This window comes from Corynebacterium sp. Marseille-P4321 (assembly GCF_903645305.1).
Classification (GTDB): Bacteria; Actinomycetota; Actinomycetes; order Mycobacteriales; family Mycobacteriaceae; genus Corynebacterium.
This window is the reverse complement of sequence record NZ_CAHJXO010000001.1, coordinates 1007409-1032935: the sequence shown is the minus strand read 5'-3', so window position 1 is coordinate 1032935 and position 25527 is coordinate 1007409. Positions and strand designations below refer to the sequence as shown.

General features: G+C 64.8%; 24 protein-coding genes. 5 read left to right on the top strand and 19 right to left on the bottom strand.

From position 1 onward, the window contains the following. The first annotated feature begins 98 nt into the window (after positions 1-98). From HWX32_RS04690 to HWX32_RS04680, 3 genes are read left to right on the top strand one after another with little or no spacing between them, the layout of a single operon-like run. The gene (locus HWX32_RS04690) at positions 99-1028 is read left to right on the top strand and encodes a neutral zinc metallopeptidase (protein ID WP_082259735.1); all 930 of its coding nucleotides are present in this window, start codon (positions 99-101) and stop codon (positions 1026-1028) included. A gap of 14 nt (positions 1029-1042) precedes the next feature. Beyond that, a complete protein-coding gene (locus HWX32_RS04685; protein WP_175934889.1) occupies positions 1043-1807 on the top strand; it encodes a CBS domain-containing protein in 765 nt (254 codons plus the stop codon). Between the two features lie 29 nt (positions 1808-1836). Then, positions 1837-3228, top strand: a complete 1392-nt coding sequence (locus tag HWX32_RS04680; protein WP_075466697.1) for an L-serine ammonia-lyase — start codon at positions 1837-1839, stop codon at positions 3226-3228. A gap of 11 nt (positions 3229-3239) precedes the next feature. On the opposite strand, the gene hisS is transcribed toward HWX32_RS04680, so the two are convergent. Then, on the bottom strand, positions 3240-4538 hold the full coding sequence (gene hisS / locus HWX32_RS04675) for a histidine--tRNA ligase (protein ID WP_175934888.1): 1299 nt from the start codon (positions 4536-4538) through the stop codon (positions 3240-3242). Between the two features lie 36 nt (positions 4539-4574). Continuing rightward, the gene (locus HWX32_RS04670; RefSeq protein ID WP_175934887.1) at positions 4575-5216 is read right to left on the bottom strand and encodes an MBL fold metallo-hydrolase; all 642 of its coding nucleotides are present in this window, start codon (positions 5214-5216) and stop codon (positions 4575-4577) included. A gap of 118 nt (positions 5217-5334) precedes the next feature. Here HWX32_RS04670 and HWX32_RS04665 point away from each other — a divergent pair, with 118 nt between their 5' ends. Next, a complete protein-coding gene (locus HWX32_RS04665; protein WP_175934886.1) occupies positions 5335-6306 on the top strand; it encodes a peptidylprolyl isomerase in 972 nt (323 codons plus the stop codon). Between the two features lie 152 nt (positions 6307-6458). Then, positions 6459-6710: a hypothetical protein gene (locus tag HWX32_RS04660; protein ID WP_075466691.1), complete on the top strand. Its 252-nt coding sequence runs from the start codon at positions 6459-6461 to the stop codon at positions 6708-6710. A 70-nt stretch (positions 6711-6780) separates the two neighbouring features. On the opposite strand, the gene HWX32_RS04655 is transcribed toward HWX32_RS04660, so the two are convergent. The 17 genes from HWX32_RS04655 to HWX32_RS04575 form a co-directional block, all read right to left on the bottom strand. After that, positions 6781-9057, bottom strand: a complete 2277-nt coding sequence (locus HWX32_RS04655) for a bifunctional (p)ppGpp synthetase/guanosine-3',5'-bis(diphosphate) 3'-pyrophosphohydrolase (protein ID WP_175934885.1) — start codon at positions 9055-9057, stop codon at positions 6781-6783. A gap of 56 nt (positions 9058-9113) precedes the next feature. Continuing rightward, complete coding sequence (locus HWX32_RS04650; RefSeq protein WP_175934884.1) at positions 9114-9668, bottom strand: adenine phosphoribosyltransferase; 555 nt, start codon at positions 9666-9668, stop codon at positions 9114-9116. A gap of 28 nt (positions 9669-9696) precedes the next feature. Next, positions 9697-11307, bottom strand: a complete 1611-nt coding sequence (locus tag HWX32_RS04645) for an ABC transporter substrate-binding protein (protein ID WP_175934883.1) — start codon at positions 11305-11307, stop codon at positions 9697-9699. Positions 11308-11340: 33 nt separating this feature from the next. Continuing rightward, entirely contained in the window at positions 11341-12510 is a 1170-nt protein-coding gene (gene secF / locus HWX32_RS04640; RefSeq protein ID WP_175934882.1) for a protein translocase subunit SecF, read from the bottom strand. A 2-nt stretch (positions 12511-12512) separates the two neighbouring features. Beyond that, positions 12513-14453, bottom strand: a complete 1941-nt coding sequence (gene secD, locus HWX32_RS04635; RefSeq protein WP_175934881.1) for a protein translocase subunit SecD — start codon at positions 14451-14453, stop codon at positions 12513-12515. A gap of 190 nt (positions 14454-14643) precedes the next feature. Continuing rightward, positions 14644-15042: a preprotein translocase subunit YajC gene (gene yajC, locus HWX32_RS04630; RefSeq protein ID WP_254868277.1), complete on the bottom strand. Its 399-nt coding sequence runs from the start codon at positions 15040-15042 to the stop codon at positions 14644-14646. Positions 15043-15105: 63 nt separating this feature from the next. Further along, a complete protein-coding gene (ruvB, locus tag HWX32_RS04625) occupies positions 15106-16182 on the bottom strand; it encodes a Holliday junction branch migration DNA helicase RuvB (protein ID WP_175934880.1) in 1077 nt (358 codons plus the stop codon). A gap of 3 nt (positions 16183-16185) precedes the next feature. Next, positions 16186-16800: a Holliday junction branch migration protein RuvA gene (gene ruvA, locus HWX32_RS04620; RefSeq protein ID WP_175934879.1), complete on the bottom strand. Its 615-nt coding sequence runs from the start codon at positions 16798-16800 to the stop codon at positions 16186-16188. Then, positions 16797-17354, bottom strand: a complete 558-nt coding sequence (gene ruvC / locus HWX32_RS04615; protein WP_075466679.1) for a crossover junction endodeoxyribonuclease RuvC — start codon at positions 17352-17354, stop codon at positions 16797-16799. The genes ruvA and ruvC overlap by 4 nt, the downstream gene beginning before the upstream one ends. Positions 17355-17518: 164 nt before the next feature. Next, a complete protein-coding gene (locus tag HWX32_RS04610) occupies positions 17519-18271 on the bottom strand; it encodes a YebC/PmpR family DNA-binding transcriptional regulator (RefSeq protein WP_175934878.1) in 753 nt (250 codons plus the stop codon). Between the two features lie 78 nt (positions 18272-18349). Next, the gene (locus HWX32_RS04605; RefSeq protein WP_254868276.1) at positions 18350-18820 is read right to left on the bottom strand and encodes a hypothetical protein; all 471 of its coding nucleotides are present in this window, start codon (positions 18818-18820) and stop codon (positions 18350-18352) included. Beyond that, positions 18802-19896 (bottom strand): glycosyltransferase family 4 protein, encoded by a 1095-nt coding sequence (locus tag HWX32_RS04600; protein WP_075466675.1) that lies wholly within the window; start codon positions 19894-19896, stop codon positions 18802-18804. Before HWX32_RS04600 ends, HWX32_RS04605 begins: the two co-directional genes overlap by 19 nt. A gap of 3 nt (positions 19897-19899) precedes the next feature. Next, positions 19900-20817 (bottom strand): phosphatidylinositol mannoside acyltransferase, encoded by a 918-nt coding sequence (locus tag HWX32_RS04595; RefSeq protein ID WP_175934877.1) that lies wholly within the window; start codon positions 20815-20817, stop codon positions 19900-19902. Continuing rightward, positions 20818-21453, bottom strand: coding sequence for a phosphatidylinositol phosphate synthase (gene pgsA / locus HWX32_RS04590; RefSeq protein ID WP_075466671.1), 636 nt, complete (start codon positions 21451-21453; stop codon positions 20818-20820). After that, complete coding sequence (locus HWX32_RS04585) at positions 21446-22051, bottom strand: HIT domain-containing protein (RefSeq protein WP_303049135.1); 606 nt, start codon at positions 22049-22051, stop codon at positions 21446-21448. Before HWX32_RS04585 ends, pgsA begins: the two co-directional genes overlap by 8 nt. Next, positions 22035-24086 (bottom strand): threonine--tRNA ligase, encoded by a 2052-nt coding sequence (gene thrS / locus HWX32_RS04580; protein WP_075466669.1) that lies wholly within the window; start codon positions 24084-24086, stop codon positions 22035-22037. Before thrS ends, HWX32_RS04585 begins: the two co-directional genes overlap by 17 nt. Positions 24087-24246: 160 nt before the next feature. Continuing rightward, positions 24247-25515, bottom strand: coding sequence for a Dyp-type peroxidase (locus tag HWX32_RS04575; protein ID WP_254868275.1), 1269 nt, complete (start codon positions 25513-25515; stop codon positions 24247-24249). Between the last annotated feature and the right edge of the window lie 12 nt (positions 25516-25527).

The window sequence follows — 25527 nt, the reverse complement described above, 5'->3', positions numbered from 1 at the left end:
TTTTGCTGGCCGCTGCACTGCATCATCGCTGGGTCGCTTAAGCCCCACCCTGGCCAGTCCTGCCACACGGCGCAGCTTTATTTGGCATATTTCTTTACATGACATTCAAAGGCGATTATGCGCAGGGACAAGGCGGGAGTGTCCGCACGAGCTCGGGAGCCGGCGGGCGAGGCGGCCGCCGCGGCGGCGGCCCCGGCGGGCTACTGGCTTTGCCACTGCTCCTCGGCGGAGGCGGCAGCGGCGTGATCATTCTGCTGCTCGTCCTCTGGCTGCTTCTCGGGGGCAGCGGTGGCGGGGGCGGCGGCACCGCTCCGCAGGGCCAAGGACAGCAATCCGGCGACTACAACTTGGCGCACTGCGACCAACCCAACGCATCGAACGAGTTCGACGACTGCCGCATCGCCGCGACCATGACGTCCCTGAACAATATTTGGGCTGACCTCTTGCCCGCCCAGGCAGACGTGAAGTTCACTAAGGCGGAATTGGAACTGTTCAAGGGCGACGTGGTCACCGGCTGCGGCTACGCCACCGGCGATACCGGACCGTTCTACTGCCCGCGCGACACCACCGCCTACATGGATGTCGCGTTCTTCGAGGCGCTGAACCAAATGGGTGGTTCGAACGGCCCGCTGGCCCAGGAGTACGTGGCGGCACACGAGTACGGCCACCACATTCAGCAGCTCGAGGGCACGCTCGGGATGAGCGACTACTCCAACCCGGGCCAGGACTCTGCGGCCGTGGCGATCGAGCTGCAGGCGGACTGCTACGCGGGCCTTTGGGCCCACCACGCATCCCAGGGTGAGAATGCGGCACTGGAGCCGATTAGCGACGAGCAGCTGCGCGAAGCCGTGAAGACCGCCCAGGCGATCGGCGACGACCACATTCAGGAGCAGTCCGGCCGCGAGGTCAACCCTGACGCCTGGACCCACGGATCGTCGCAGCAGCGCATGGACGCGTTCCTCTCCGGCTACAACTCCGGCAAGATGTCCAGCTGCGACACGCTGAACCGCGGCGCGTACCGCGACTAGAAAGCGCTGACCACGTGAGCGCAGAGACGAACAGCGCAGAGCCGAACAAGACGGGGACGAACAGGACGGGGACGAACAGGGCGGTGCCCTTCCTCGCCGCGTTCAACGCGATCGAGGCGTTTCTTCGTAGCGAGTTGGATGCGAAGAGATCGGACGGGTTTTCCTGGATGGCCCGCACGGCGGCGAAGAAAGGCATCATTACCCGCGAGCAGTCCGACACGCTGCAAGAGTTTGCGGACTTGCGCAACGCGATCAGCCACGGCGAGTACGAGGACTTACGCCCCATCGCCGAGCCGCTACCGGAGACGGTCGCTGAGATTGAGCAGCTGCGCGACACGTTGATCCGCCCTGCTCTCGCCGCGGACGTCGTTGCGCAGCAGCGGGTGATCACATTCACGCCGGATGAGGACATCCACGTCGCTTTGGCCACCATCTTCGAGACAGGACTGGCGCAGTTTCCCATATACGACGGCGGCGAGTGCGTCGGCCTGCTCACCACCAACGCAATCGCGCGCTGGGTGGCCGCGGAGCTTGGCGACGACGACCGCATCCACCCCGCCACCATCGGTGAGGTACTCGAACACTCAGGCCGCCTGGATCAGCCAGTGTTTTTGCCCCGCACGGTCACCGCCGCCGCGGCGGTGGAAGCACTCACCACCCCGCTTGAAAGCGGAGCCATGCCGCGCCTGGCAATCATCTCTGAACACGGCAAACCCACACAAAAGCCGTTTTCGGTCCTCGGAGCCACCGACATTCCCGCGTTGGCGTCTGCATCCTAAGTTCAACCTCGTCGGTTAAACTTCGCGCCATGGCTCAAACGGTTAGCGTTGTCGATCTGTTTTCTATCGGTATCGGCCCGTCGTCCTCTCACACGGTCGGGCCCATGCGGGCTTCCAACGCGTTCATCGAAACACTCGGCACCCAGCCAGCAGCCGTGCGCATCGTGTTGCGCGGCTCGCTCGCGGCCACCGGTGTCGGCCACGGCACCGACCGGGCCGCGCTGCTGGGGCTCGTCGGCTACACCCCCACCACTACGTCCGCCGACATCGCGCCGTTTCCCGGCGAGCCCATCCCTGCGCAGGGCACCATCGAGGGGCTGACCGGTGCAGTGGACTACGAGGTTATCTTCGACCCCGAGCCCGTGCCCGAACACCCGAACTGCCTCACGTTCACCGCGTGGGACGCGGACGGAAACGTGCTCGCGGAAAACGTCGACTATTTCTCCGTCGGCGGCGGGTTCATCTTGGACCGCGAGGGCATGGCGGACCACGGCGACGAAACGGGCGTGGCAACGGCGAGCCACCCGACGGTGGTGCCCTACCCGTTCAGCTCCGCCGCCGAGTTGGTCGCGCTGTGCGAGCGGCACGAAATGACGATTGCGGAGATCGTGCGCGCCAACGAAGAGCGCATGCACAGCCGGGAGCTTCTCGACGGACACCTGGACGCCGTTTGGGACGTCATGCAGGAGTGCGTCGCTCACGGCCTGAAAACCGAAGGCACCCTACCAGGAGGGTTGAACGTGCGCCGCCGGGCGAACCGGCTGCACAGGCTCCTCACCGCGGAGTACGAGGCATCCACGGCGCGCGGTCTCGACGCAATGGAGTGGGTGAACCTGTACGCGCTGGCGGTCAACGAGGAAAACGCCGCCCACGGTCAGATTGTCACCGCCCCCACCAACGGCGCCGCCGGAATTATCCCCGCAGTGATGCACTACTGCCGGGACTTCACCGACAACTTCGGGGCGAAGGAAGCTCGCGACTTCCTGCTCACCGCTGGCGCGATCGGTTCCATTATCAAGACGAACGCCTCAATCTCAGGCGCGGAGGTCGGCTGCCAGGGTGAGGTCGGTTCCGCATCCTCGATGGCGGCCGCGGGCATGTGCGCAGTACTCGGCGGCACTCCGGCGCAGGTGGAAAACGCCGCCGAGATCGCCCTCGAGCACAACCTCGGCCTGACCTGCGACCCGGTGGGTGGGCTGGTGCAGGTGCCGTGCATTGAGCGCAACGCCATCGGCGGGGTGAAGTCCATCAACGCCGCGCGCCTGGCGAAGCTTGGCGACGGCACCAACATCGTCACGCTGGACGACGTCATCCAGACGATGGCAGCCACGGGCCGCGACATGATGTCCAGCTACAAGGAAACGTCCATGGGCGGGCTCGCCGTGCAGCTCGGCCTGCCCGTGAACATCACGGAGTGCTAGCAGTTTAGGCCTTAAGCTTCATCTTCCGGGATGAAGATCGCCTGGATGATGGCGTCGATGTCCAGTGCCACCGTGCGCTGCGACTGATCGGTGAGGTTCTTCACCGTCACCTCACCCGCCTCAAGCTCGCGCTCGCCGAGCACGAGGGCGGTGTGGGCGCCGGAGCGGTCGGCGCCCTTCATCGCGCCTTTAAGCCCGCGGCCGCCGTAGGCCATGTCGGCGGCGATGCCGGCTGCGCGGAGCTCGTCGATAAGCAAGCTCATGCGCTTCGTGGCCTCCTCACCGAGGGCGACGCCGAAGACGTCCACGCGCGCGTCGACCCCCTCGAGCTGCACGCCCTCCGCCTCGAGCGCGAGCACCGCGCGGTCCACGCCGAGGCCGAAGCCGATGCCGGAGAGGTCCTGGCCGCCGATCTGCGCCATGAGACCGTCGTAGCGGCCCCCGCCGCCGATGCCGGACTGCGCGCCGAGGCCGTCGTGGACGAACTCGAACGTGGTCTTCGTGTAGTAGTCCAGCCCGCGGACCATGCGCGGGTTGATCTCGTACGCGACTCCCAGATCATCCAGCGTGCCGGTAACCACCTCGAAGTGCGTGCGGCAGTTCTCGCAGAGGTGGTCGAGCATCAGCGGCGCATCCGCGGTCATCGCGCGCACCTCTTCGCGCTTGTCGTCGAGTACGCGTAGCGGGTTGATCTCGGCGCGGTGCCGGGTTTCCTCATCCAGCGGGAGCTCGAAGAGGAACCCCTGCAGCTTCTCGCGGTACGCCGGGCGGCAGTCGCGGCACCCCAGGCTGGTCAGCTCGAGGCGAAAGCCCGTCAGGCCGATCTCGCGGTAGCAGCGATCCGCAAGCGCAATGACCTCGGCGTCCAGCAGAGGATCGTCCACGCCGATCGCCTCCACACCCACCTGCTGCAGCTGGCGGTAGCGGCCCGCCTGCGGGCGCTCATAACGGAAGAAGGGGCCGTAGTAGTTCAGCTTCACCGGCAGGTAGCCGCGGTCCAAATTGTGCTCGATCACCGCACGCATAACGCCGGCGGTGCCTTCCGGGCGAAGCGTCACGGAGCGGCCTCCGCGGTCTGCGAAGGTGTACATCTCCTTGCTCACCACGTCGGTGGATTCGCCGACGCCGCGGGCGAACAGCGTGGTGTCTTCGAAGACCGGCAGCTCAATGTGCTGGTAGCCGGCCAGGCGGGCCTGCTTGGCAAACTCGTCGCGCACATGGATGAACGTCGAGGACGCTGGCGGCACGTAGTCCGGCACACCCTTGGGCGCGGACAGCTTCTGAAACTGGTCTTCTACTTTCTCGCTCACGGATGGAAAGTCTAGTCCTCCCACGCGCCTGGCTGCCTAGCGGTCTTGGTTCGCCTCCCGCACGAACGGGTTGGTGGCCCGCTCGTGCGCCACCGTGGTGGCGGGGCCGTGGCCGGGCAGCACCGTGAGCTGATCGTCAAGGTCCCACACCGGCCCGCGCAGGGTCTCGCGCATCGCGTCCGGGTCGGAATGGTCGAAGTCGGTGCGTCCGATCGAGCCGCGGAACAACACATCGCCTGAGAAGACCACTTCGTTCGTGGTGAGCATGACGCAGCCGGGTGAGTGGCCGGGCGCGTGGATCGTCGATAAGCAAATGCCCGCAACCTCAATTTCACCCTCCCCCGGCAGATCCAGCACCTGCTCAATTTCCCCCATGTGCGCCGCGTCGTGCAGCTGGAGCGTCTCCGCGCCAAGCCCCTTGCCTCCGTCGAGCATGTACCGATCCGCCGGGTGGATATAGGTGGGTACCCCGAACGCCGCCGCGTCGCGCGTGTGGTCAATGTGGCCGTGGGTGAGCACCACCGCAACCACCTCCAGCCCTTCGGCGCGCACGAGCTCCTCGACCCGCGCGTGGGCGCCCATCCCCGGGTCCACCACGAAGGCTTCCCCCGCCTCGTCGCCCGCTACGACATAGCAATTCGTCTGAAACGGCCCCGCTGCAAATCCCGCAATACGCATGCAGCCCAATATAAGCGCGCTTCGGTCCGCGCGGCTGCTAGTCTGACACGTTGTTAAAGGAGCAGTTGCTTATCGACGGCTCCGCTCCCCACCCCCGAGCAAAGTGAGGTTCACCCCGGTGGCATCGAACGAACAGCGCGGCAAGGAAGCCTTGTCCAACCTGGAACGCGAGTTGGAATCGCGCGACCGCAAGGAAAAGTCCCGCCCCTGGACTGTGGCGGCCCTGTCGCTTTTAGTCATGGTGGCCATCGGCGGCGGCATCTACTTCGCAGCCACCCGAGGCGGCGAGGAAGACCTCACTGCGAACGAGACGGACGCCGAGATCGCGACTGAGGAGCAGCCGGAAGAGAACGAAGAGCTTGACACCAGCCAGTACGAGGCTGTGGCCACCACCCGCGCCACCGCCCTGCCGGCCACGGTGAGCTGCACCTACGACGAGGAAGCGGCGGACAGCGACGAGTACTCCGTCGGCGTGCCGCAAACCGACGATGTCTCCACCGAGGGCACCGTGAACGTGGAGCTGGACACCAACCAGGGCCCGATCGGCATGGAGCTCGACCGCGCAGTGTCTCCGTGCACCGTAAACGCTATTGAGTACCTCGCGCTTGAGGGGTACTTCAACGACACCGTGTGCCACCGCCTAACCACCTCCGCAGGCCTGAAGGTGCTGCAGTGCGGCGACCCCTCCGGCAGCGGCGCCGGCGGGCCGGGCTTCCAGTTCCCCAACGAGTTCCCCACCGACGAGGCACTTGAGGAAGCAGGCGACATCGACCTCGAGCAGTTCGGCCTGACCGAAGACGCCACCGAGGAAGAGAAGAACATGGCGACCTCTTACGCGCTGCAGGAAAAGCCGATGCTCTACCCGCGCGGCAGCATCGCGATGGCGAACGCAGGCCTGGGCACCAACGGCTCGCAGTTCTTCCTGAATTACGAGGACTCCGTGCTGCCCCCGCTGTACACCTACTTCGGCCAGATCAGCGACGAAGGCCTGGACACGCTGGCCAAGATCGCAGACAAGGGTGTGGAAGACGGTGCCCCGGACGGCGCACCGGCAGACGAGGTCCGTATTGAGAAGGTCACCGTGAAGTAGCCTTTGCGGCTGGCCTGAAATTGTGGCCGCTTGCCCCGGCCGCGCATGCTTGCGCAGGGGGCACGCGGCCACTAGCCTTTTCGGCAGTGCACGCCCACTTTCCCGCGGGTAACGCGACAGCATCTCATTTTCAAAACGATTGGGGTTTTTCAATGAAGCTACGTACCGGCCTTGTAGCCGCCACCACCGCCGCCGCTGTGCTGACTTCGGGCGCCGTGGCTGCCGACGCGAAGCCGGTGGCCAAGGATCCGGCGGGTACGGACACTTCGCTGTGGGGTGAGATTCAGAACAGCTCGGCGAAGGATCTCACGCCGCAGGAGATCAAGGACTGGATCGCTGCGATCACCGCGATCATTGCGCTGGTCGCCCAAATCTTGACGGTGCTCGGTCGCCTGGCGCGCTAGTACGCTTTTCTACGTGTAATGGCCCGGCCCCTATATGTGGGCCGGGCCATTCTTGTTTCCAGCAGCAGCCCTAGGCCGTGACGCGGTAGACGTCGAAAACGCCCTCGATGTTGCGGATCTGGTTCATGATGGAACCCAACTGCTTGATGTCGGAAACCTCGATGGTGAGCCGGATGGTGGCGATACGGTCGTCGCCGGCTTGGGACGACATTGCCAGGATTGGCAACTTCGCATCCGAAAGCACACCGGTGGTCTCGGTGAGCAGCCCATTGCGGTCCAGCGCCTCAAGCTGGATCGTCGCGCGCGAGGCACTGCGCGTCGAGCTTGCCGAGGCCCACGAGACGTTAATCAGCCGCTCCGGTTCCTCGTTCAGCTTCGTCGCGTTCGTGCAATCGGCGCGGTGCACGGATACTCCCCCGCCGCGCGTGACGAACCCGAAAATCTCATCGCCCGGCACCGGCTGGCAGCACTTCGCCAGCTTCGCCATCACGTCGGGGCTGCCCTCCACGAGGATGCCGGGGCCGTCGCCGGTGCTCTGCGGGCGCACGAGCGCCGACATCGGGGCGCGGGACGCCAGTGCGTCGACCGCGTCGTCCTCGTCGCCGAACATCTCCATGAGCAGGCGCGCCACGTGCGCCGCAGTGACGTTACCCGCACCGATTGCGGTGTAGAGCCCGTCCACGTCCTGGTAGTGCAAGCGGGTGGCCACCTGGCGGATGGACTCGTTGGTAAACAGCCGGTGCATGGGTAGCCCGCCGCGCTGCACCTCGGCGGCGAGCGCGTCACGGCCTGCCTCTAGCTGCTCCTCGCGGCGCTCCTTGGCAAACCACTGGCGGATCTTCGTCTTCGCACGCGGCGAGACGACGAAATCCTGCCAGTCGCGCGAAGGGCCCGCGTTCTGGTCCTTGGAGGTGAAGATCTCCACCCTGTCGCCGTTCTTCAACTCGGTTTCCAGGGTGACCAACTTGCCGTTCACCTTCGCGCCGATGCAGCGGTGGCCAACCTCGGTGTGCACGGCATACGCGAAGTCAACCGGTGTGGAACCCGCGGGCAGGTCCACCACATCGCCCTTCGGGGTGAAGGCGAAGATTTGCTGGCTGGTCAAGTCGTAGCGCAGCGAATCCAAGAACTCGTTGGGGTCTGCCGCCTCTTTTTGCCAGTCCAGCAGCTGACGCATCCAGGCCATCTGGTCCACCTCGGCCTGATTGCCCTTGTGCGAACCCTTCGTCTCTTTGTAGCGCCAGTGCGCGGCCACGCCGAACTCGGCGTTGTAGTGCATCTCGTGCGTGCGCACCTGCACCTCGAGGGGGCGGCCCGTCTGTGTCATCACCGTGGTGTGCAGCGACTGGTACACACCGAAGCGCGGATTGGAGATGTAGTCCTTGAACCTGCCCGGCATTGCCGAGTACAGGGCGTGCACGACGCCGACAGCGGCATAGCAATCGTTCACGGTGTCCACGAGAACGCGGATGCCCACAAGGTCGAAGATCTCGTTGAAGTCGTGGCCGCGCACGCTCATCTTTTGGTAGATCGACCAGTAGTGCTTCGGGCGGCCCATCACCTCGGCCTCGATACCGTTGGCTTTCAGCTCGCGTTGCAGGTCCGCGGTGATCTCGCGCAGCGCCCTGTCGCGCGAGGGCGCATGGTCTGCAACGAGCCGCACGATTTCCTCGTACTTCTTCGGCTGCAATATCGCGAACGCGAGATCCTCCAGCTCCCACTTCACGTTCGCCATACCCAGGCGGTGCGCAAGCGGTGCGATGACGTCCAGGGTCTCCTGCGCCTTCTTCGCCTGCTTCTCGGGCGGCAGGAAACGCATGGTCCGCATATTGTGCAAACGGTCCGCGACTTTGATCACCAGCACACGCGGGTCGTCGGCCATCGCGACAACCATCTTGCGGATAGTTTCCGCCTCCGCCGCGGCGCCGAGCGCGACCTTATCCAGCTTGGTCACGCCGTTGACCAACTTCGCCACTTCTGGCCCGAAGTCGCGCTCCAGGTCGGCCAGCGAGTAATCAGTGTCCTCCACCGTGTCGTGCAACAACGCCGCCACTAGCGTGGTGGTATCCATGCCGATCTCCGCGCAGATCGTGGCTACAGCCAGCGGGTGGGTGATGTAGGGATCGCCAGACTTACGAAATACCCCCTCGTGCAGCCGCTCGGCCGTCTCGTAGGCGCGATTGAGCATTTCCGCGTCTGCCTTCGGGTGGTACTTGCGGTGAACCGACAGTAGCGGATCGAGCACGGGGTTCGTGCGGGGACGCCCGCCACCGGTCAGCGAGCGCGCAAGCCGCGCGGAGACGCTGCGCATGCTCGGCCCCGACCGCTTCACCGGTTTGTCGGTCATGGCAAGCCTCCGATCCCAGGTCTCAAACTGTTTAAAACAGTCATCCTAGTCGTGGGCTACGCGCCCTCGTTCAGCACTACCACGGGAGCGTCGCCAAGTTTTTCGCGGCCGCCCAGGCCCTCCACCTCAAGCACCACCACATAGCCCGCAACGGTGCCTCCCGCACGCTCAATAAGGTCGTGGGCCGCTGCCATGGTGCCACCGGTTGCCAAGACATCGTCGACAAGCACAATGCTCTTTCCCTTGATGTCCATGCCCTCCGCAGGCAGCTCGAGCGCGGCCGTGGAATACTCCGTGGTGTACTCCTGCGTGATCACCGGCGGGGGAAGCTTTCCCTGCTTGCGAATCGCGAGCACGCCGGTGCCCATCTCGTACGCCACTGCCGAGCCGAGCAGGAAGCCGCGTGCATCCAAGCCGCCCACCAGATCCGCGCCCAGCTTACGGCTCGCGTCCGCCATCTGCTGGATCACGGCACGCAGGGCATCAGGATCCGCGAGCACCGGGGTGAGGTCTTGGAACAGCACGCCCTCTTCCGGGAAGTCCTGCACGAGACGGATCTTGTCCTTCAGCGCGGCCCTAGCGTCCGCGTACTGGTTTTCGTTGGATGACATGAGGCTTGGCTCCTAGTAGGTGGTGTCCTTATTTGGCTTCGTCGGTGGCTAGCTGCCAGCGGTCCATGTTCCAGCCGATGCCGGACGGGCCGGTGTACGCCACCACGTTACGCACTGAATCGTCGATAGCGAATGTGCGCGGCTGGGCAGCGAGCGGAATCGAGGGTAGCTCGGTCCACAAAAACTTCTCCTGGGCCCGCAACGCGCCCAAATCCTCGGCTCTGTTATCAGCCGCTGGGTACTCGTGCATCGGGTCCACCGCATGCAAGATCGCGTCGGCGCCGCCTTCGGTCCATTCCTCCACGCCCCACTCGTTGACTACAGAGCGAGGCAAATCGGCGAGGGTCTTGCCGCCCTCAGTGACGTCGATGATCTCAATGCCAGCAGGCTCGCAGGTGCGGCGCATGGATTCCACCATCGCCGCCATCCTTGCGTTCGGGTGCGCATAGCCGACTCGCAGCTGGGTGCCCGCCATTGCGGAAGCCGCCTCAATGTTGACGTCCATGTTCTGCTCAGCGGTGTGGTTGAGCCGCTGCGCGAGAGGGTCGGTATGGCGCACCACGTGGAGCGGAACCGCGGGCACCTCGACGCCCGAAGCCTTCGAAGACGCCGCCGCGACCGCGCGCGGGTCCACGCATCGCGACAGCGCTTGACGATTGAACGGTTCTGCCCACAGGCCGACGTCCGGGAACGTCAGTGTCTCCGTCAGCTCGCCCACTTCGGTGTCCACGCTCAACGTGTTTCCCTCTGCGTCCTTGTTAAACCAGGCCGGGTGAGCATCACGCAGGTCACCGATTCGCAACGCGCCGGCCTGCGCCAATTGCTCGGTGTCGGCGTGACCGGGCCACACCGTGACCTCCTCGGTGGCCGGGGCGTCGCCGTAGTAGAACTCGTTGGCAACAAGCCGGACCTCGCCCTGCTCCCCCACCTGTTCAATCTTGAAGGGGCCGAACGACACCTGCAGATCCGGGTCGAACTCCGCCAAGTTGAAACCGCGGCGCCACACATCGGCGATGGGCTTCAGGCGCGCAATATCGTCCGAGTTGAGATCGTCGACAAGCGCCTCGACGCTCTTTCCCAACTTCGCCGCCACTGCATGGGAGGGCAACACCGTGCCTGCCTCGAACAAACCGCGCCATCGCGCGCCACGCTCCTCTTTGAAGGTGAGCGTGAACTCCTTCGAGCCAGGGGTGCACGAAAGCGCCTCGGCGTCGTCGAAAAGCGGCAGGTGCGCCCCGAAAGCCTCGGGGTACTGCCCGGCGGTGAACGTGAGCAAGTAATCCGAGCACGTCACCGGAGTGCCGTCGGAGAACACCGCCTCATCCGACAGCGTGTAGACCACCTTGCGCTGATCGCCAGGGATCACCTGGGTGCGCACCAGGTCCGTGTTGGGAATCATCTGGCCGTTGGGCCCCGGAACATACACGCCCGGATACAGCCGGCCGGAAAGCATCTGCACAAGATCGGTCGAGCCTTCAAGCGTGCCCGCGTTCGTGGTGCGGATTCCGCTGAGCACCTGGTAGCCAAAGTGGTCCTTTTCCACCCCGCCATCCGATTCGTTGCTAGAACACGCGGAAAGCGCAAGCGCAGCCGCCGCCAGGACGGCGGCAATCTTCGATGCCTGATGGTTCACGTTCACGCTTCCTCCGCGCTGTAGACCGGACCTCAACGGTTAACGGCTGTTCGGGCGCCAGGTTGCCGCGGAACTCGAGGCGCTCTCACCGGCCGTGCGCGATGCCGGCGCAGTGACCTGGCGCTTCGGCGCCGCGGAGACCTCAGCCTCCTCGTCTGCACCACCGTTGCGGTACGCCTGGACCTCTTCGTCGTGTCGCTTGTACTTGTCCTTGCGGTACACCGCAGAAACGAGCAAGGAAGTAGCCAGGAACAGCGAGGAAATGACGCCTTCCACCACGCCGATGAGCTGGATGAGTGCAAGGTCGCGCAGGGTGCCCACGCCCAGCATCCACACGGCGACCAGCATCAGCGCCACAATCGGCAGCGCGGAGATGACGGAGGTGGAAATCGAGCGCATCACGGTCTGGTTCACCGCCAGGTTCGCTTCCTCCGCGTAGGTGGAGCGACGCGAATCCAGCACGCCGGAGGTGTTCTCCTTCACCTTGTCGAACACGATCACCGTGTCGTAGAGGGAGAAGGTAAGCACGGTGAGCAGACCGATGATCATCGCCGGGGTGATTTCCAAACCGAACAGTGCGTAGATGCCCATGATCACTACGCCGTCGAAGAGCAGCGCGGCCATCGCTGCGAACGCCATCTCGCGCTGCAAACGGAGCGCGACGTATACCGCGGCCGCGATCAGGAAGGTCACCATTGCGATGAGCATGCGGTTGGTAATGGTGGAACCCCAGGATTCACTCACCGTCGAGTCGCCGATCGCGTCAGCCGAGGGCTCGCCGTTGTGGTCGGTCGGCTGGTGCTCGTCGAAAATTGCCTGGCGCGCGGCGTCAATCTGCTCCTGCGAGAGGTGCGCGGAGTTGATCTCCAAAGTGCGTGCATCGCCCGCGCCGACGATCTGGGTGAGCTCCGGGGTGATGCCGGTGGCTTCAGTGAACGTCTCCTCGACCTGTTCGACGACCAGGTCGCCGGCGGGCATGGACAGCTTCGTGCCGCCCTCGAAGTCGATGCCCATGTTGAAGCCGCGGAACAGCATTGCCAGCAGCGAGATGATCAACAGGGCCAAAGAGATGCCGTACCAGAGTTTGCGGCGGCCGACGAAGTCGATCGCGCCGGTGCCCTCGTACAGCGATTCGCCGCCGCGGCGCCCCGGGGTGGGCGCCTGTTCAGTCTGCGCCGTTTCGGTTGCAGTTACCTTGGTGCTCGACATCGTTACTTCTCCTCAATCGCGGCGGCAGGGGCCGCCTCAACGAGCGGTTGCTTATCGACGACTACCTCGCCAGCCTGGTCTACCCAAGCTGCACGGTTGGCCTCGGCCGTGGCGAACGCCTTACCCATGCCGTTGACGGACGGCTTCGACCAGAACGAGCTGCGGGACGCGAGGATGAGCAGCGGCGCGGTGACCAAGAAGGTGACCAGCAGGTCGAAGACCGTGGTCAGGCCCATGGTGAACGCAAAGCCCTTCACGTCGCCCACGGCGAGGAAGTAAATGATCACCGCGCCGATGAGGGTGACCATGTTACCGGTGATAATGGTGTCCTTCGCCCGGTCCCAGCCGGAGGCGGTGGCGGAACGGAACGTCTTGCCGCGGCGCACCTCGTCCTTGATGCGCTCGTAGATGACGATGAAGGAGTCCGCGGTGGTACCGATACCGATGACCAGACCGGCCACGCCAGACAGGTCGAGCGCGTAGCCGATCCAGCGACCCAGCAGCACGAGTGCGCCGTAGACGAGCGCACCGGCAGCCACGAGCGTGATCAGAGAGATCAGGCCGTAGAGGCGGTAGTAGGCGAACACGAAGATGGCCACCAAGAGCAGGCCCACCAGGCCTGCGTAGATACCGGCCTGAAGCGAAGCCTGGCCCAGTGACGGTGGGACGGTCAGCGCGGTGCCGCCCGGCTCGCCGTCCTCGCCGGCAAACGACAGCGGCAGCGCACCGTAACGCAGGTTGTTCGCCAACGCCTCGGCTTCCTCCTGGGTGAACTGGCCGGTAATCGAGGTAGCGGAGCCGACCGGCGTAGCACCCTGGATCACCGGTGCGGAAATAACCTGCGAGTCAAGCGTGATGGCAATCTGCTCCTGCAGCATCTCACTCGTCAGCTGCGCCCAGGTGCTGGAGCCGTTGACGTCGCCGTCCTGGCTGAACGCGAAACTGATTTCCATCTGGCCGGACTGCGGGTTGAAGCCTCCGGTAATTGGACGCGTGGTATCAATCTGCTCACCGGTCAGGCGCGGACCGTCTGCCTCCGTCACACCGGACAGCAGCGGCACCTCAGCGAGCAAGAGCGTCTGCCCGGTCGACGGGTCGCACGCCACCAGCGGCAGATCCTCCTTATCCGATCCCGCGAGCGGGTCGGTCGTCTGGCCGAAGCAGCGCGCCTGCATCAGCGTCATGGCCGCGAACTGCTCGTTCGGGTCCTGCGACTGCCGCGTGCGGCGCAGCATGTCCGTCGTTTCCTGGCGGCGCTCCGCCGCCTCAACCGGGCCCTCCGGCTCCGGCAGCGGCTGGGCGGTGACCTCCGGCACGTCTACCTCCGGCACCTCTTCCGGTGCCGTGGTGGGAACCGGATCCTTGCCCTCGGTGTTGTCCGCTTCTTCCTCGGTCCCCTCTTCAGCGTTCTGCGCGTCCTGCTCCGCCTGCTGTTGCTGGGTGGCGAGCTGGGTGAGCACCGACTGCGCCTCATCCGGGGTAAAGATTCCGTACTTGACCCATTCCTCGATCATGTCCATGATCACGCCGTCAACCACGGCCGGGTCCGCGGCCGGGGGCTGCATAACTGGGCGGAACAGCAGCTGGGACGTCTGGCCGATGTTGCGGATCTCAGAGGTGTCGTCGCCCGCCGCCTCAATAACAATTGTGTTTCCGTCCACCACAACGGAAGCGCCGGAGACACCCATGCCGTTGACGCGGTTTTCAAGAATCCGTCGGGCGTCCTGCAGCTGTTCGGCGGTTGGCTCCTCACCCTGCGGGACCAGGGTGACGCGGGTGCCACCCTGCAGGTCGATGCCCAGCTTCGGCTCCGCGGACTTCGAGCCCGTGAAAAACACCAGCGAGTAAACAATGACAACTATGAGGACGAATAGGGCGAGCGCTCGCGCGGGCCACCGCCGCTTCGAATTCGCCTCACCGGATCGCCGAGTGTTTTGAGGCACTGAGCCGACTCCTCTTAAACCAGATTCTGTTTCTCAATCGCTCCGCGGACCCGCCCCACCTACGCCGATTCGGCGCGCGCTGAGATGGCGCTCCTGCAGAGACACAACCAGACATGCTACGTCATAGCTCGACAAAAACTTAGTCCGGTCCCCTTCTGAAAGGAACCGGACGTGGCGAATGGGCGCGGGACTAGATGCGCTTCGAGCCCCCCTCGGGTTCACCGGGCAGCTCGTCGCCCGGGTAGGACTCTCGGGCGACAGAGTTTTCGCCGCCCTCCCAAGCCTCGCCTGCAGAACCCGGTACCTCGCCGAGCCCCTCCGCCGCGACCTGGGCGTCTTCCACTTTCTTCATCACACCCGCGACTTCCATCTCAACGACAGTGTTGGGCGCAATCTCCACCTCGAGCACCTCGCCGTTGGTGGCCACGACGGTGCCGTGGAACCCAGCCACATTTACAATCCGGTCGCCCGGGCGAAGCGACGCCTGCATCTCCTGGACTTGCTGCTGGCGCTTCTTCTGCCCCCGTGTCATCAAAATGGTCGGCAGGAGCAGCAGGAGCAGGAGAATTACGAGAAAGATCAGATCCATAGCGCCCAATTGTTCCATATCGGCTTTTGTGCCAAAAAGTACGTCGAGCATCCATACCGCTCGCTAGTACAGCGACATCTGGCCCGGCGCATCTGGGGGCGCCTGCAATCCGAGGTGCTCCCAGGCTGCCGCGGTGGCTACGCGCCCACGTCCGGTGCGAGACATCAGCCCTGCTCGAACCAGGTACGGCTCGCATACTTCCTCAATCGTGCTGGGCTCCTCACCCACCGCGATTGCAAGCGTGCCGACACCTACCGGCCCGCCGCCGTGCCCGCGGATCAGCGAACTCAGTACCGCCCTATCGAGACGGTCGAGGCCGAGCTCGTCGACGTCGAACACATCAAGGGCGGCGCGCGCCGCTTCTAAGTCCACGCGACCGTCGCCGTGCACGTCGGCCCAGTCGCGCACGCGCCGCAGCAGACGGTTGGCAATACGCGGTGTCCCACGTGAGCGCGACGCAATCTCCACCGCAGCGTCGCGGTCGATGCGTACGCCCAGAATGTTCGCCGCGCGGTCAACCACCTTGGTGAGGTCTTCCACGTCGTAGAACTCCATCTGCGCGGTGAAGCCGAATCGGTCACGCAGCGGGCCCGTGAGCATACCGGCACGTGTCGTCGCGCCGACCAGCGTAAACGGGGGGATTTCCAGCGGAATGGATGTCGCACCCGGGCCTTTGCCGACGATGACGTCGATGCGGAAATCCTCCATCGCCATATAAAGCATTTCTTCGGCCGGGCGCGCGATGCGGTGAATCTCGTCGATGAATAGGACGTCGCCTTCCATCAGGTTCGACAGCATCGCCGCCAGGTCGCCGGCGCGCTCGAGAGCCGGGCCGGATGTCATCCGCAGCGACGTGCCGAGCTCTTGCGCCACAATCATCGCCATCGTGGTCTTGCCCAGGCCGGGAGGCCCGGAAAGCAAGATGTGGTCCGGCACCACGTCGCGCGAGCGGGCTCCAGCAAGAACGAGGTTGAGCTGCTCGCGCACCTTCGGCTGCCCGATGAACTCGCTGATGGACTTCGGGCGCAGCGAGCGCTCGACGTCATGTTCCTCAGCAGTGGCGTGCGCGTCTACCGGTGACGGGCTGCGCGCTGCAAAGCCCTCCGGAAGCTCAAACTCTGTCTTCTCTACGTCCGACATCGGTTACTTCTTCCCCAGTTGGCTCAACGCCTTACGCAGCAGCGCGGAGGCGTCTTCGTCCGGAGTTTCCTCCACCAGCGCATCTACCACAGGTCGCGCCTGGCGCTCGTTGAATCCGAGCCCCTGGAGAGCCTCCACGACTTGCTCAGCAGCCAAGGAGGCACCTGCGCTTGACGACGATGCTGCCGCACCAGCGCGCGTCGACTGTGCAGGTAAAAACGCCTCCACTTTGTCTTTGAGCTCAAGCACGATGCGCTCGGCCATCTTTTTCCCCACTCCAGGAATGGTTTGGATGCCCTTCGCGTCCCCGTTTGCAATACGAGACGACAACTCCCCGGGATCGAACACGGACAACGCCGCCAGCGCGAGCTTCGGCCCCAATCCGGAGACCCCTTGCAGCTTGTGGAACATTTCTCGCGAATCCGCATCGGAGAACCCGAACAGCGTTATCCCGTCGTCTTTCACCACCATCGAGGTCATCACCCGGCGCTGCTCGCCGCGAGTGAGACGACCCAGCGTTTGCGGTGTGGCCAGGAAGCGGTACCCCACCCCGCCGCATTCGATCACGGCGTGATCCAAGCCGATCGAGAGCACTTCGCCGTTGAGAGAATCAATCATCGAGATACCGCTTTCTGGGTGGTGTTGGTCTGTAACTGCGCGGCAGCCTGGTTCGCCCGTGCCATCAGCGGGGCGCGCCAGCAGTGGCACACGGCAATGGCGAGCGCATCGGCCGCGTCGGCAGGCTTCGGCGCCTCCGAAAGCCCCAGGATACGGGTGATCATGGACGTCATCTGCTTCTTATCGGCCCGGCCGTTTCCGGAGATGGCTTTCTTCACCTCGGACGGGGTGTACATGTGCACTGGGATGCCGCGCTCGGCCGCGGCAAGCACCAGCACGCCAACCGCGTGTGCAGTGTGCATCACGGTGGACACATTACCCCGCTCAAAGATTCGCTCCATCGCGATGACATCCGGGGAATACTCGTCCATCCAGTCCCCGACTGCCCGCGAGATCCGAAGCAGGCGCTCCGACAGCTCGGCTGTGGAGGGGGTGCGCACCACACCGACGGCAACCGGAATAATTTGGCGCCCGCGGCCCGCTTGCACCACGGAAAGGCCGCACCGGGTCAGCCCCGGGTCGATCCCCATCACGCGCAACCCTTCCAGGTTCACTGCGTCTCCTTCCGGCTTGGTGGCGTGCTTGACACATATGTTCTACCACATACCGTCGGCATTTCATGTACGGCCGCGTCTCGTGTGTGTCGGCGGTCGCGTGCCAACAACAAAAAAGGGCCACCTGAGTCGGTGGCCCCACTTCGCAGATTTTTTCAGCGAGATTAATCGTCGAGCTGCGCCGCGACCTCGTCCGAGATGCTCATGTTGGTGTACACGTTCTGCACGTCGTCGGACTCCTCGAGCGCGTCGATGATGCGCATCATCTTCTTCGCCCCCTCGGCGTCCAACTCAACCTCCACGTCGGCGCGGAACTCCTGCTCCGAATCCTCCACCTCGATACCCTCGGCGGTGAGCGCATCTTTTACAGCAGGAATGTCGGTGGGTGCGCAGATGATCTCAAACTCCTCGTCCAGATCGTTGACCTCCTCGGCGCCAGCGTCGAGAACCGCCATGAGCACGTCGTCCTCGGTCAGGTCGCCCTTCTTGATGGTCCCCACGCCGGTGCGCTCGAACATGTAGGCCACGGAGCCCGACTCGCCGAGGTTGCCGCCGTTCTTGGTCATGGCGGTACGCACGTCGGTTGCCGCGCGGTTGCGGTTGTCCGTCAGGCACTCGATGAGCACGGCTACGCCGCCCACACCGTAGCCTTCGTACATCACCGTCTCGTAGTTCGAGCCACCGGCGATCTCGCCGGAACCACGCTTGCGGGCGCGCTCGATGTTGTCGCCCGGCACAGAGGCCTTCTTGGCCTTTTTGATCATGTCGTCGAGGGTGGGGTTGGCAGCCGGGTCGCCGCCGCCCGTACGGGCCGCGACCTCAATGTCCTTGATTAGCTTCGCCCACAGCTTCGAACGCTTCGCATCGTTCGCAGCCTTCTTGTGCTTCGTTGTAGCCCACTTTGAGTGGCCAGCCATCGCGCACCCCTTCTTCCTCGGTCGACGGATAGTGTCAATGAACGACAGTTCAGTATACGCACCTCGTTAACGTACGAATCATCGACGGTGCTCGCCGGCATATGAAGGAAGTGCCGCGGTGCCGCCGAGACTCAGCGCGCGTACCGACGGGCGCAGGCGCAAGGAGAGCGTGTCGGTCACCGCATCATTGTAAAAACGCGCCGCGAGCATCACGCGAGTACTTGCGTCTTCGAGCTGCGCCGGCGCTGCGCCACCTGCGGCCTCTAACTTTGCGACTTCCGCCATGAAGGCCGCCTCAGCCTGCAAACGAGAGTCCAGGTCATGCGGGGTGAGGCGCACCTCTTCCGTCGCCCGGGCGTTCGTAGCGAGCTGCGGATACAGCGTGGCGACGACAGCGCAGCGCCGGTCAAGTGCCGCCTGCAGCGCATCGCGCGAGCGGTCCAGGCGGATGTGCAGGCGGTTAAGCCGCTGCGCAGTGTAAAACGCCCACGCCAGCACAAGCGCGAGCGCCACGGCGGCGACAACCGCAATTACGATCCCAAAGTCCACCGCTGCACCCCTACTTTCTCCTCGTTAGCCACCGCTTCGTACACCGCCAGAATCTTGCGGGCCACGGTAGACCAATCGAAATCCTGGGCGCGCACCTGCCCTGCGGTGATGAGGTGGTTTCGCAGCCCGGCATCGTCGATAAGCAACTGCAACTGCCGCGCCAACGCCGAAGCATCCCCGACCGGAAACAGCAGCCCCGTGCCCGCCTCGACGGCGCTAAACGCCTCGATGTCGCTGGCCACCACCGCGCAACCTGCAGCCATCGCCTCGACGAGGATGATGCCGAAGGATTCTCCGCCGGTGTTGGGGGCCACGAAGATGTCCGCGCGGCCGAGGATCTCCGCCTTCTGCGCCTCCGTGACTTTGCCGGTGAAGGTCACCCCGTCAACCTCGCGCGGCGTGCCGGCGCCCATCACCGTGGCACGCACGGGGGCGTCGATAAGCTGCAGCGCCTCGAGCAGGATGTCTAGCCCCTTGCGCGGCTCGTCCAGGCGGCCCAGAAACGCGATCTCCACCTCGCGGGAGTGGTTGCGGGGCGCGCGCTGGGCGGCGAAACGGTCGGTGTCCACTCCGTTCGGGATGATCACCGGGTCTGTGCCCACCTGCTCGGCCTGCCACCTGTAGGCCATCTCGGACACGGCGATGCCTGCACGGATTTTCTCCAGACGCGCCCGCAGCGCGGGCAGCGCCAGCTGCAGCGCCAACGACGAATCCGCGGACGCGTGATAGGTCGCAACAATCGGCCCCTGCGCCATGCCCGCGGCCGCTAGCGAGTAGCTCGGCGAATTCGGCTCGTGCAGGTGCAGCACGTCGAAGTTGCCCCCCTCGATGAAATCGCGGGTGATACGGCGCACCTGCGGCCCGAAGGACAAACGGGCAACGGAACCGTTGTACTTAATCGGCACCGCCGGCCCGCCCCGGGTAACGTACTCGGGCAACTCCGTCCCCTCCGAGGCTGGACCCAGCACCTGGGCGTGGTGGCCCATTGCGCGCAGCTGCTCCGCAAGATCGAGCACGTGCGCCTGCACCCCGCCCGGCTCGTCGAAAGAGTACGGGCACACCAATCCCACCCGCATGGCTTAGCCCTCCCGCCGCCGCGGGTCCAAGCGACGTCGCAGCTCGCGGTCGGCGGGCCACAGCGGCTGGAGCATGTGCCAATCCTCTGGATGGGCGGCAATGTTTGCCTCAAACCCGTCCGCGATGCGCTGGGTAGTCTCGGCAACCGTGGTCACCTCCAGCGGCGGACTCACCTGCAAACCCCAGCCTGGGCCGGCGGCATCCCCCGTGAACCACGAATGCACGACGAGCAGCTCAGACCCCGTTTCCACGGCAAGCTTCGCTGGGCCGGCCGGGAAGGTCGTTCCCTCGCCGAAGAAAGTCACGGGCACACCGCGGCCGCTGAAGTCGCGCTCGCCGAGCAGGCACACAATCCCTCCCGCTTCAAGCGTTTCCCGCAAGCGGGCGTACGGCGGGGTTTTTTCGCCGGTGAGCGCGAGCACCTCGAAGCCCAAGGACTGGCGGAAGTCCACGAACGCGTCGAAAAGCGCCTCCGGCTTCAGCCTTTCTGCAACCGTGGTGAACTGCCCGTAACGCTGCACCAGCCACATGCCCGCCATATCCCAGTTGCCTGAGTGCGGCAGCACCAGCACCACACCTCTACCCTTCGCCAGGCCAGCGTCGAGGTGCTCGAGTCCTTTCACCGCAGGGTCGAGGCGCCGCATGAGCTCAGGATCCCCGGCAAGCCGCGGCAGCTGGAAGGCCTCGCGCCAGTAGCGTGCGTACGAACGCATCGAATCGCGCACCAGTTTCCGGGTAACGTTCTCCGCGCCGACAACACGGGTGAGATTACGGCGCAGCTGGTCCATGCCGGCGCCTTGGAGTGAAACGCGGTCCGCGGCGGCGTCGAAAAGCTTTGCAGTTAAGCGCGGCGGCAACTTCCCCACCAGCTTCCAGCCAGCGATGTAGGCGGCGGCAACCGCGCGATCCCGGAAAGCCATCTACGCCCCCGCCGGCGGGCCGATGCGCACGTTCGCCCGCGGATCGCGGCGCGCGAAGACAAGGCGCTGAATCACTGTGAATACCGAGCCCGCAAGCAGGATCCACAGGGATACCACCACCGCATTCGGCACTCCAAAGCCCTGCAGCGCAAGGCCCAAAAGCGCGACGATGAGTCGCTCCGGGCGCTCCACCAGGCCGCCCACGATGCGCAAGCCGCCTGCCTCACCGCGCGCCTTGACGTAGCTGATCACCTGGGACAACACGAGCACCGCCAGGCACGCCGCCACGTGTGCGCGCGCCGCCTGCTCGACATAGATGAGCCACATGGCAATCGCGCCGAAGAGCGCGCCGTCGGTAATACGGTCGCAGCTCGCATCCAGCGTGGCGCCGTAAGCTGTGCCGCCGCCGCGCAGCCTGGCCATCGTGCCGTCGACCATGTCAAACGCCGCGAAGAATGCCGAAAGCACAGCGGCGGCCACAAGGTGATCGGCCGGGATGAGCACCACGGCTACAAGCATCGTGGCAACGGTGCCCACCACGGTGGTCACGTTCGGCGTCAGGCCCATTTTCAGCAGCCCCCGCGCGACGGGTTCTACCACCACCGCCGCGGGTTTGCGCCCATGCACGCTAAGCATCGCCCACCTCGCCTTCTTGCTCCACCTCGATCCATCCGGCAGCCAGCAATTCGCGTGTTTCCCGCAGCAGCTGTGGGAGCACCTTGGTGCCGCCGATGACCGTCATGAAGTTCGAGTCGCCAGCCCAACGCGGCACGATGTGCATGTGCAGGTGGTCGCCCACCGAGCCGCCCGAGGCCTTACCCAGGTTCAGGCCCACGTTAATCGCCTCCGGGCGAGACACGTGTTTCAGTGTCTTCACCGCGTGGGTGGTAAATGCCATCAGCTCGGCGGACTCGGCCTGGGTGAGCGCCTCCAAATCCGCGACCTTGCGGTACGGCACCACCATGAGGTGGCCGGAGTTGTACGGGTAGAGGTTGAGCACCGCGTACACGGTTTCGCCGCGTGCGACGATGAGCCCGTCTTCGTCGCTCATCGTGGGGATCTCCACGAACGGGTCGGACGAGCGGCTCGCTCCCCCGTCGGAGGGCATTTTGGCGATGTAGTTCGACCGGTACGGCGCCCACAGGCGGGTGAGGCGGTCTTCGTCGCCCACACCTGTGTCGGTGAACGTGCCCGCCTCGGCGCCGACCGGGTCCAGGTTATCGGCGGGCTGCAACGGCTTCCTCGCTCGGCTGGGTGTTGTCCTTCGAGGCGATCCACGCCGCGATAAGTTCAACCGCCTCGTCCACCGGCACGCCGTTGATCTGGCTACCGTCCAGGAAGCGGAAGCTCACCGCGTTCGCTTCCAGGTCGCGCTCGCCGGCAAGCAGCATGAACGGCACCTTGCCTGTGGTGTGAGTGCGGATCTTCTTCTGCATGCGGTCGTCCGAGTGGTCGACTTCGGCACGCACGCCACGGGCACGCAGCTTATCGACGACTCCGTCCAAATGCGGCCCAAACGCATCGGCAACCGGGATGCCCACCACCTGGTGCGGGGCGAGCCAAGCCGGGAACGCGCCAGCGTAGTGCTCCAGCAGCACGCCGAAGAATCGCTCGATGGAGCCGAAGAGTGCGCGGTGAATCATCACCGGGCGCTGCTTCGAACCGTCTGGCGCGGTGTACTCCAGGTTGAAGCGCTCCGGCAGGTTGAAGTCCAGCTGCACGGTGGACATCTGCCAGGTGCGACCAATCGCGTCGCGTGCCTGCACGGAAATCTTCGGGCCGTAGAACGCCGCGCCCGCCGGGTCCGGCACGAGCTCCAGGCCGGACTTCTCTGCCACAGACTGCAGGATGTTCGTCGAGCGCTCCCAGATCTCGTCGTCGCCGATGTACTTCTCCGGGTCCTTGGTGGAAAGCTCCAGGTAGAAGTCGTCCAGGCCGTAATCCTTGAGCAGCGAGATGATGAACTCGAGCACTCGGGTGAGCTCTTCTTCCAGTTGGTCCTCGGTGCAGTAGATGTGCGCGTCGTCCTGGGTGAAGCCGCGCGCACGGGTCAGCCCGTGCACCACGCCGGATTTCTCGTAGCGGTAGACGGTTCCGAACTCGAACAGACGCAGCGGCAGCTCACGGTAGGAGCGCCCGCGGGAATCGAAAATGAGGTTGTGGAACGGGCAGTTCATCGGCTTCGCGTAGTAGTCCACCGGCTGCTTGGTCACATTGCCCTCATCGTCAACCTCGCCGTCGAGCTTCATCGGCGGGAACATACCGTCCGCGTACCAATCCAGGTGGCCAGACTTCTTGAACAGGTCGCCCTTGGTCACGTGCGGGGTGTTCACGAACGAGTAGCCGGCAGCCAGGTGGCGCTGGCGGGAGTGCTCCTCCATGGTCAGGCGCACAATACCGCCGTCCGGGTGGAACACCGGAAGGCCGGAGCCGACCTCGTCCGGGAAGGAAAACAGGTCCAATTCGTTGCCCAGGCGGCGGTGGTCACGCTTCTCAGCCTCCGCGAGCATGGTGAGGTACTCGTCGAGCTTCTCCTTGGATTCCCAGGCAGTGCCGTAAATGCGCTGCAGTCCCGCGTTGGACTGGTCGCCGCGCCAGTAGGCGGCAGACGAGCGAGTCAGCGAGAACGCCGGGATGTACTTCGTGGTCGGCACGTGCGGGCCGCGGCACAGGTCGCGCCACTCCACCTCGTCGGTGCGCGGGTTGACGTTGTCGTAGTGCGTCAGATCGCCAGCGCCGACCTCAGTGGCTTCGTCCGAGTTCGGGTCGACGTTGCCTTTATCGTCGATAAGCTCAAGCTTGTACGGCTCATCCTTCAAGTCTGCTGCCGCCTCCTCCGGCGAGGCGTAGATGCCGCGGACAAACTTCTGTCCCTGTTTGATGATCTTCTTCATCCGCTTTTCCAGCGTCTTCAGATCCTCGGGCGTGAACGGCTCGGGGGAATCGAAGTCGTAGTAAAACCCGTCGTTAATCGCGGGCCCGATACCCAGCTTCGTGCCGGGGAACTCCGCCTGCACCGCCTGCGCCAGCACGTGCGCGCAGGAGTGGCGGATCACGCTGCGGCCCAGCTCCGTGTTCGCCGCCACCGGCATGAAGGTTGCCTCCTCCTCCGGGACGTGGGAGAGGTCTTTGAGCTCGCCTTCGGCGTCCTGGACGCAGACCACAGCCTGCTCGCCCTTGTTCGGCAGGTTCAACTCCCGCATTGCGGCGCCGACCGGGGTGCCGGCGGGAACCGTAAACGGCTCGAACTCGATGAGTGCTTCAGACATGTGCTTCGCTGCGCTCCTTTGCGCGTCATGGGGTGCGTCATACCTGGACGCGCCCCGATCGTTTACTTGTCCCGACGGCGCGTCAGCGCGCCGGATCGCCCACGAAGTCTACCCGTTGCGTTTCGCGCGGGCGACGTTGCGGGCGGCGGGCGGCGTCGCGCTACGTCAGCACCGACTCGCCCCAGAACGTGTCGCGCCCATCCGCTGAACTACCTGCGGGCGCGGTACCCGGCGCGATCCAGTACACCGCGGAGCCGATGTGGGTGATCCACTCGTTGAGCCGGTCCGCCTCGTCCAGGCGCTTGAGCACCGGGGTGAACTGCACGTCCGGATCTTTTTGGTAGGCCATGAAGATCAGGCCGGCGTTGGACAGCTGCCCGGAGCCGGGTGTGGGTGGCAGGTTGTAGTTGTAGGGGCGGCGTTTGAAACGCTGCTCCGGTTTGTCTGCCGGTGGCATGGAGCGTGCCATGTGCGAGTTTTTGTCGATCACGGGCAGCCCGTAGCTGTCGATGGCCTCCATATCTGGCTCGTCGAACTCATCCGTGCCGGTGAGCGGGGCACCGTCGGAAAGCTTGCGCCCGACTGCCTCCTCGCGCGACGTGCGGTCGAGGCGCTCCCACTCATCTAAATCCATGTGGATGCGGCGCACCACCAGCGAGCTGGAGCCGTCCTCGGCGAAGACCTGCTCGTCGTATTCTTCCTCGCTGTACGGGTTAACAGTGCCGTCGACCTGGCCGAAGAGATTGCGCGGAGTTTGCCCTTTGGGGATAGAGCCGTACGCGTTCATAAACCCCTGCTGCACCCAGGCAGGCTCCACGTAATCCATGCCCGCGCGCGTCATGTGGCGCAACGCCCAGGCGCTCATGACCGGATCGTCGGAGCAGATCTGCAGCACGAGGTCGGTCTGGCCCCATTCGTCTTCGAGCTCGTCGCGGTCCATTTCGGGGATGTCGTGCAGCCAGCTCGGCTTCTTGCCTTTCGCGGCGATGTCGAAGATACGCTCGCCGAAACCGCAGGTGATAGTGAGGTTGGCGGGCCATTCCACCATCTCCGGTTCCAGGCTGGAAAGCGGGTTGCGCCCGGCGGTGAGCTCGCGCGCGTCCTCCGTCCACAGGCGCATCAGGCGGGCGACTCCCGCAGCGTCCACGTCGTCCTTCAGATTGAAACCGGCCAGGTTCATATCCGCCTGCGTCGGCGTTTCGATGCCCGCCTGCCGTGGCCCGTCGAAAGCGACAATCGCTTCGGTGAGCGGTTCTTGGTCCTCGTCGGAGTTGCTCGGCACGCCCGCGGGATTGTCACTGTCGGCGCATGCGCTAAGCATGCTTATCGACGCCATCCCGGTCACCCCCGCCGCCCCCATAAGGAACCCGCGCCTGCCTACCTCTGTACTCGCCCGCCCTGCGCTGTCCAACTGCTGTCCGCCTTCCATTGCTTCGGTGAG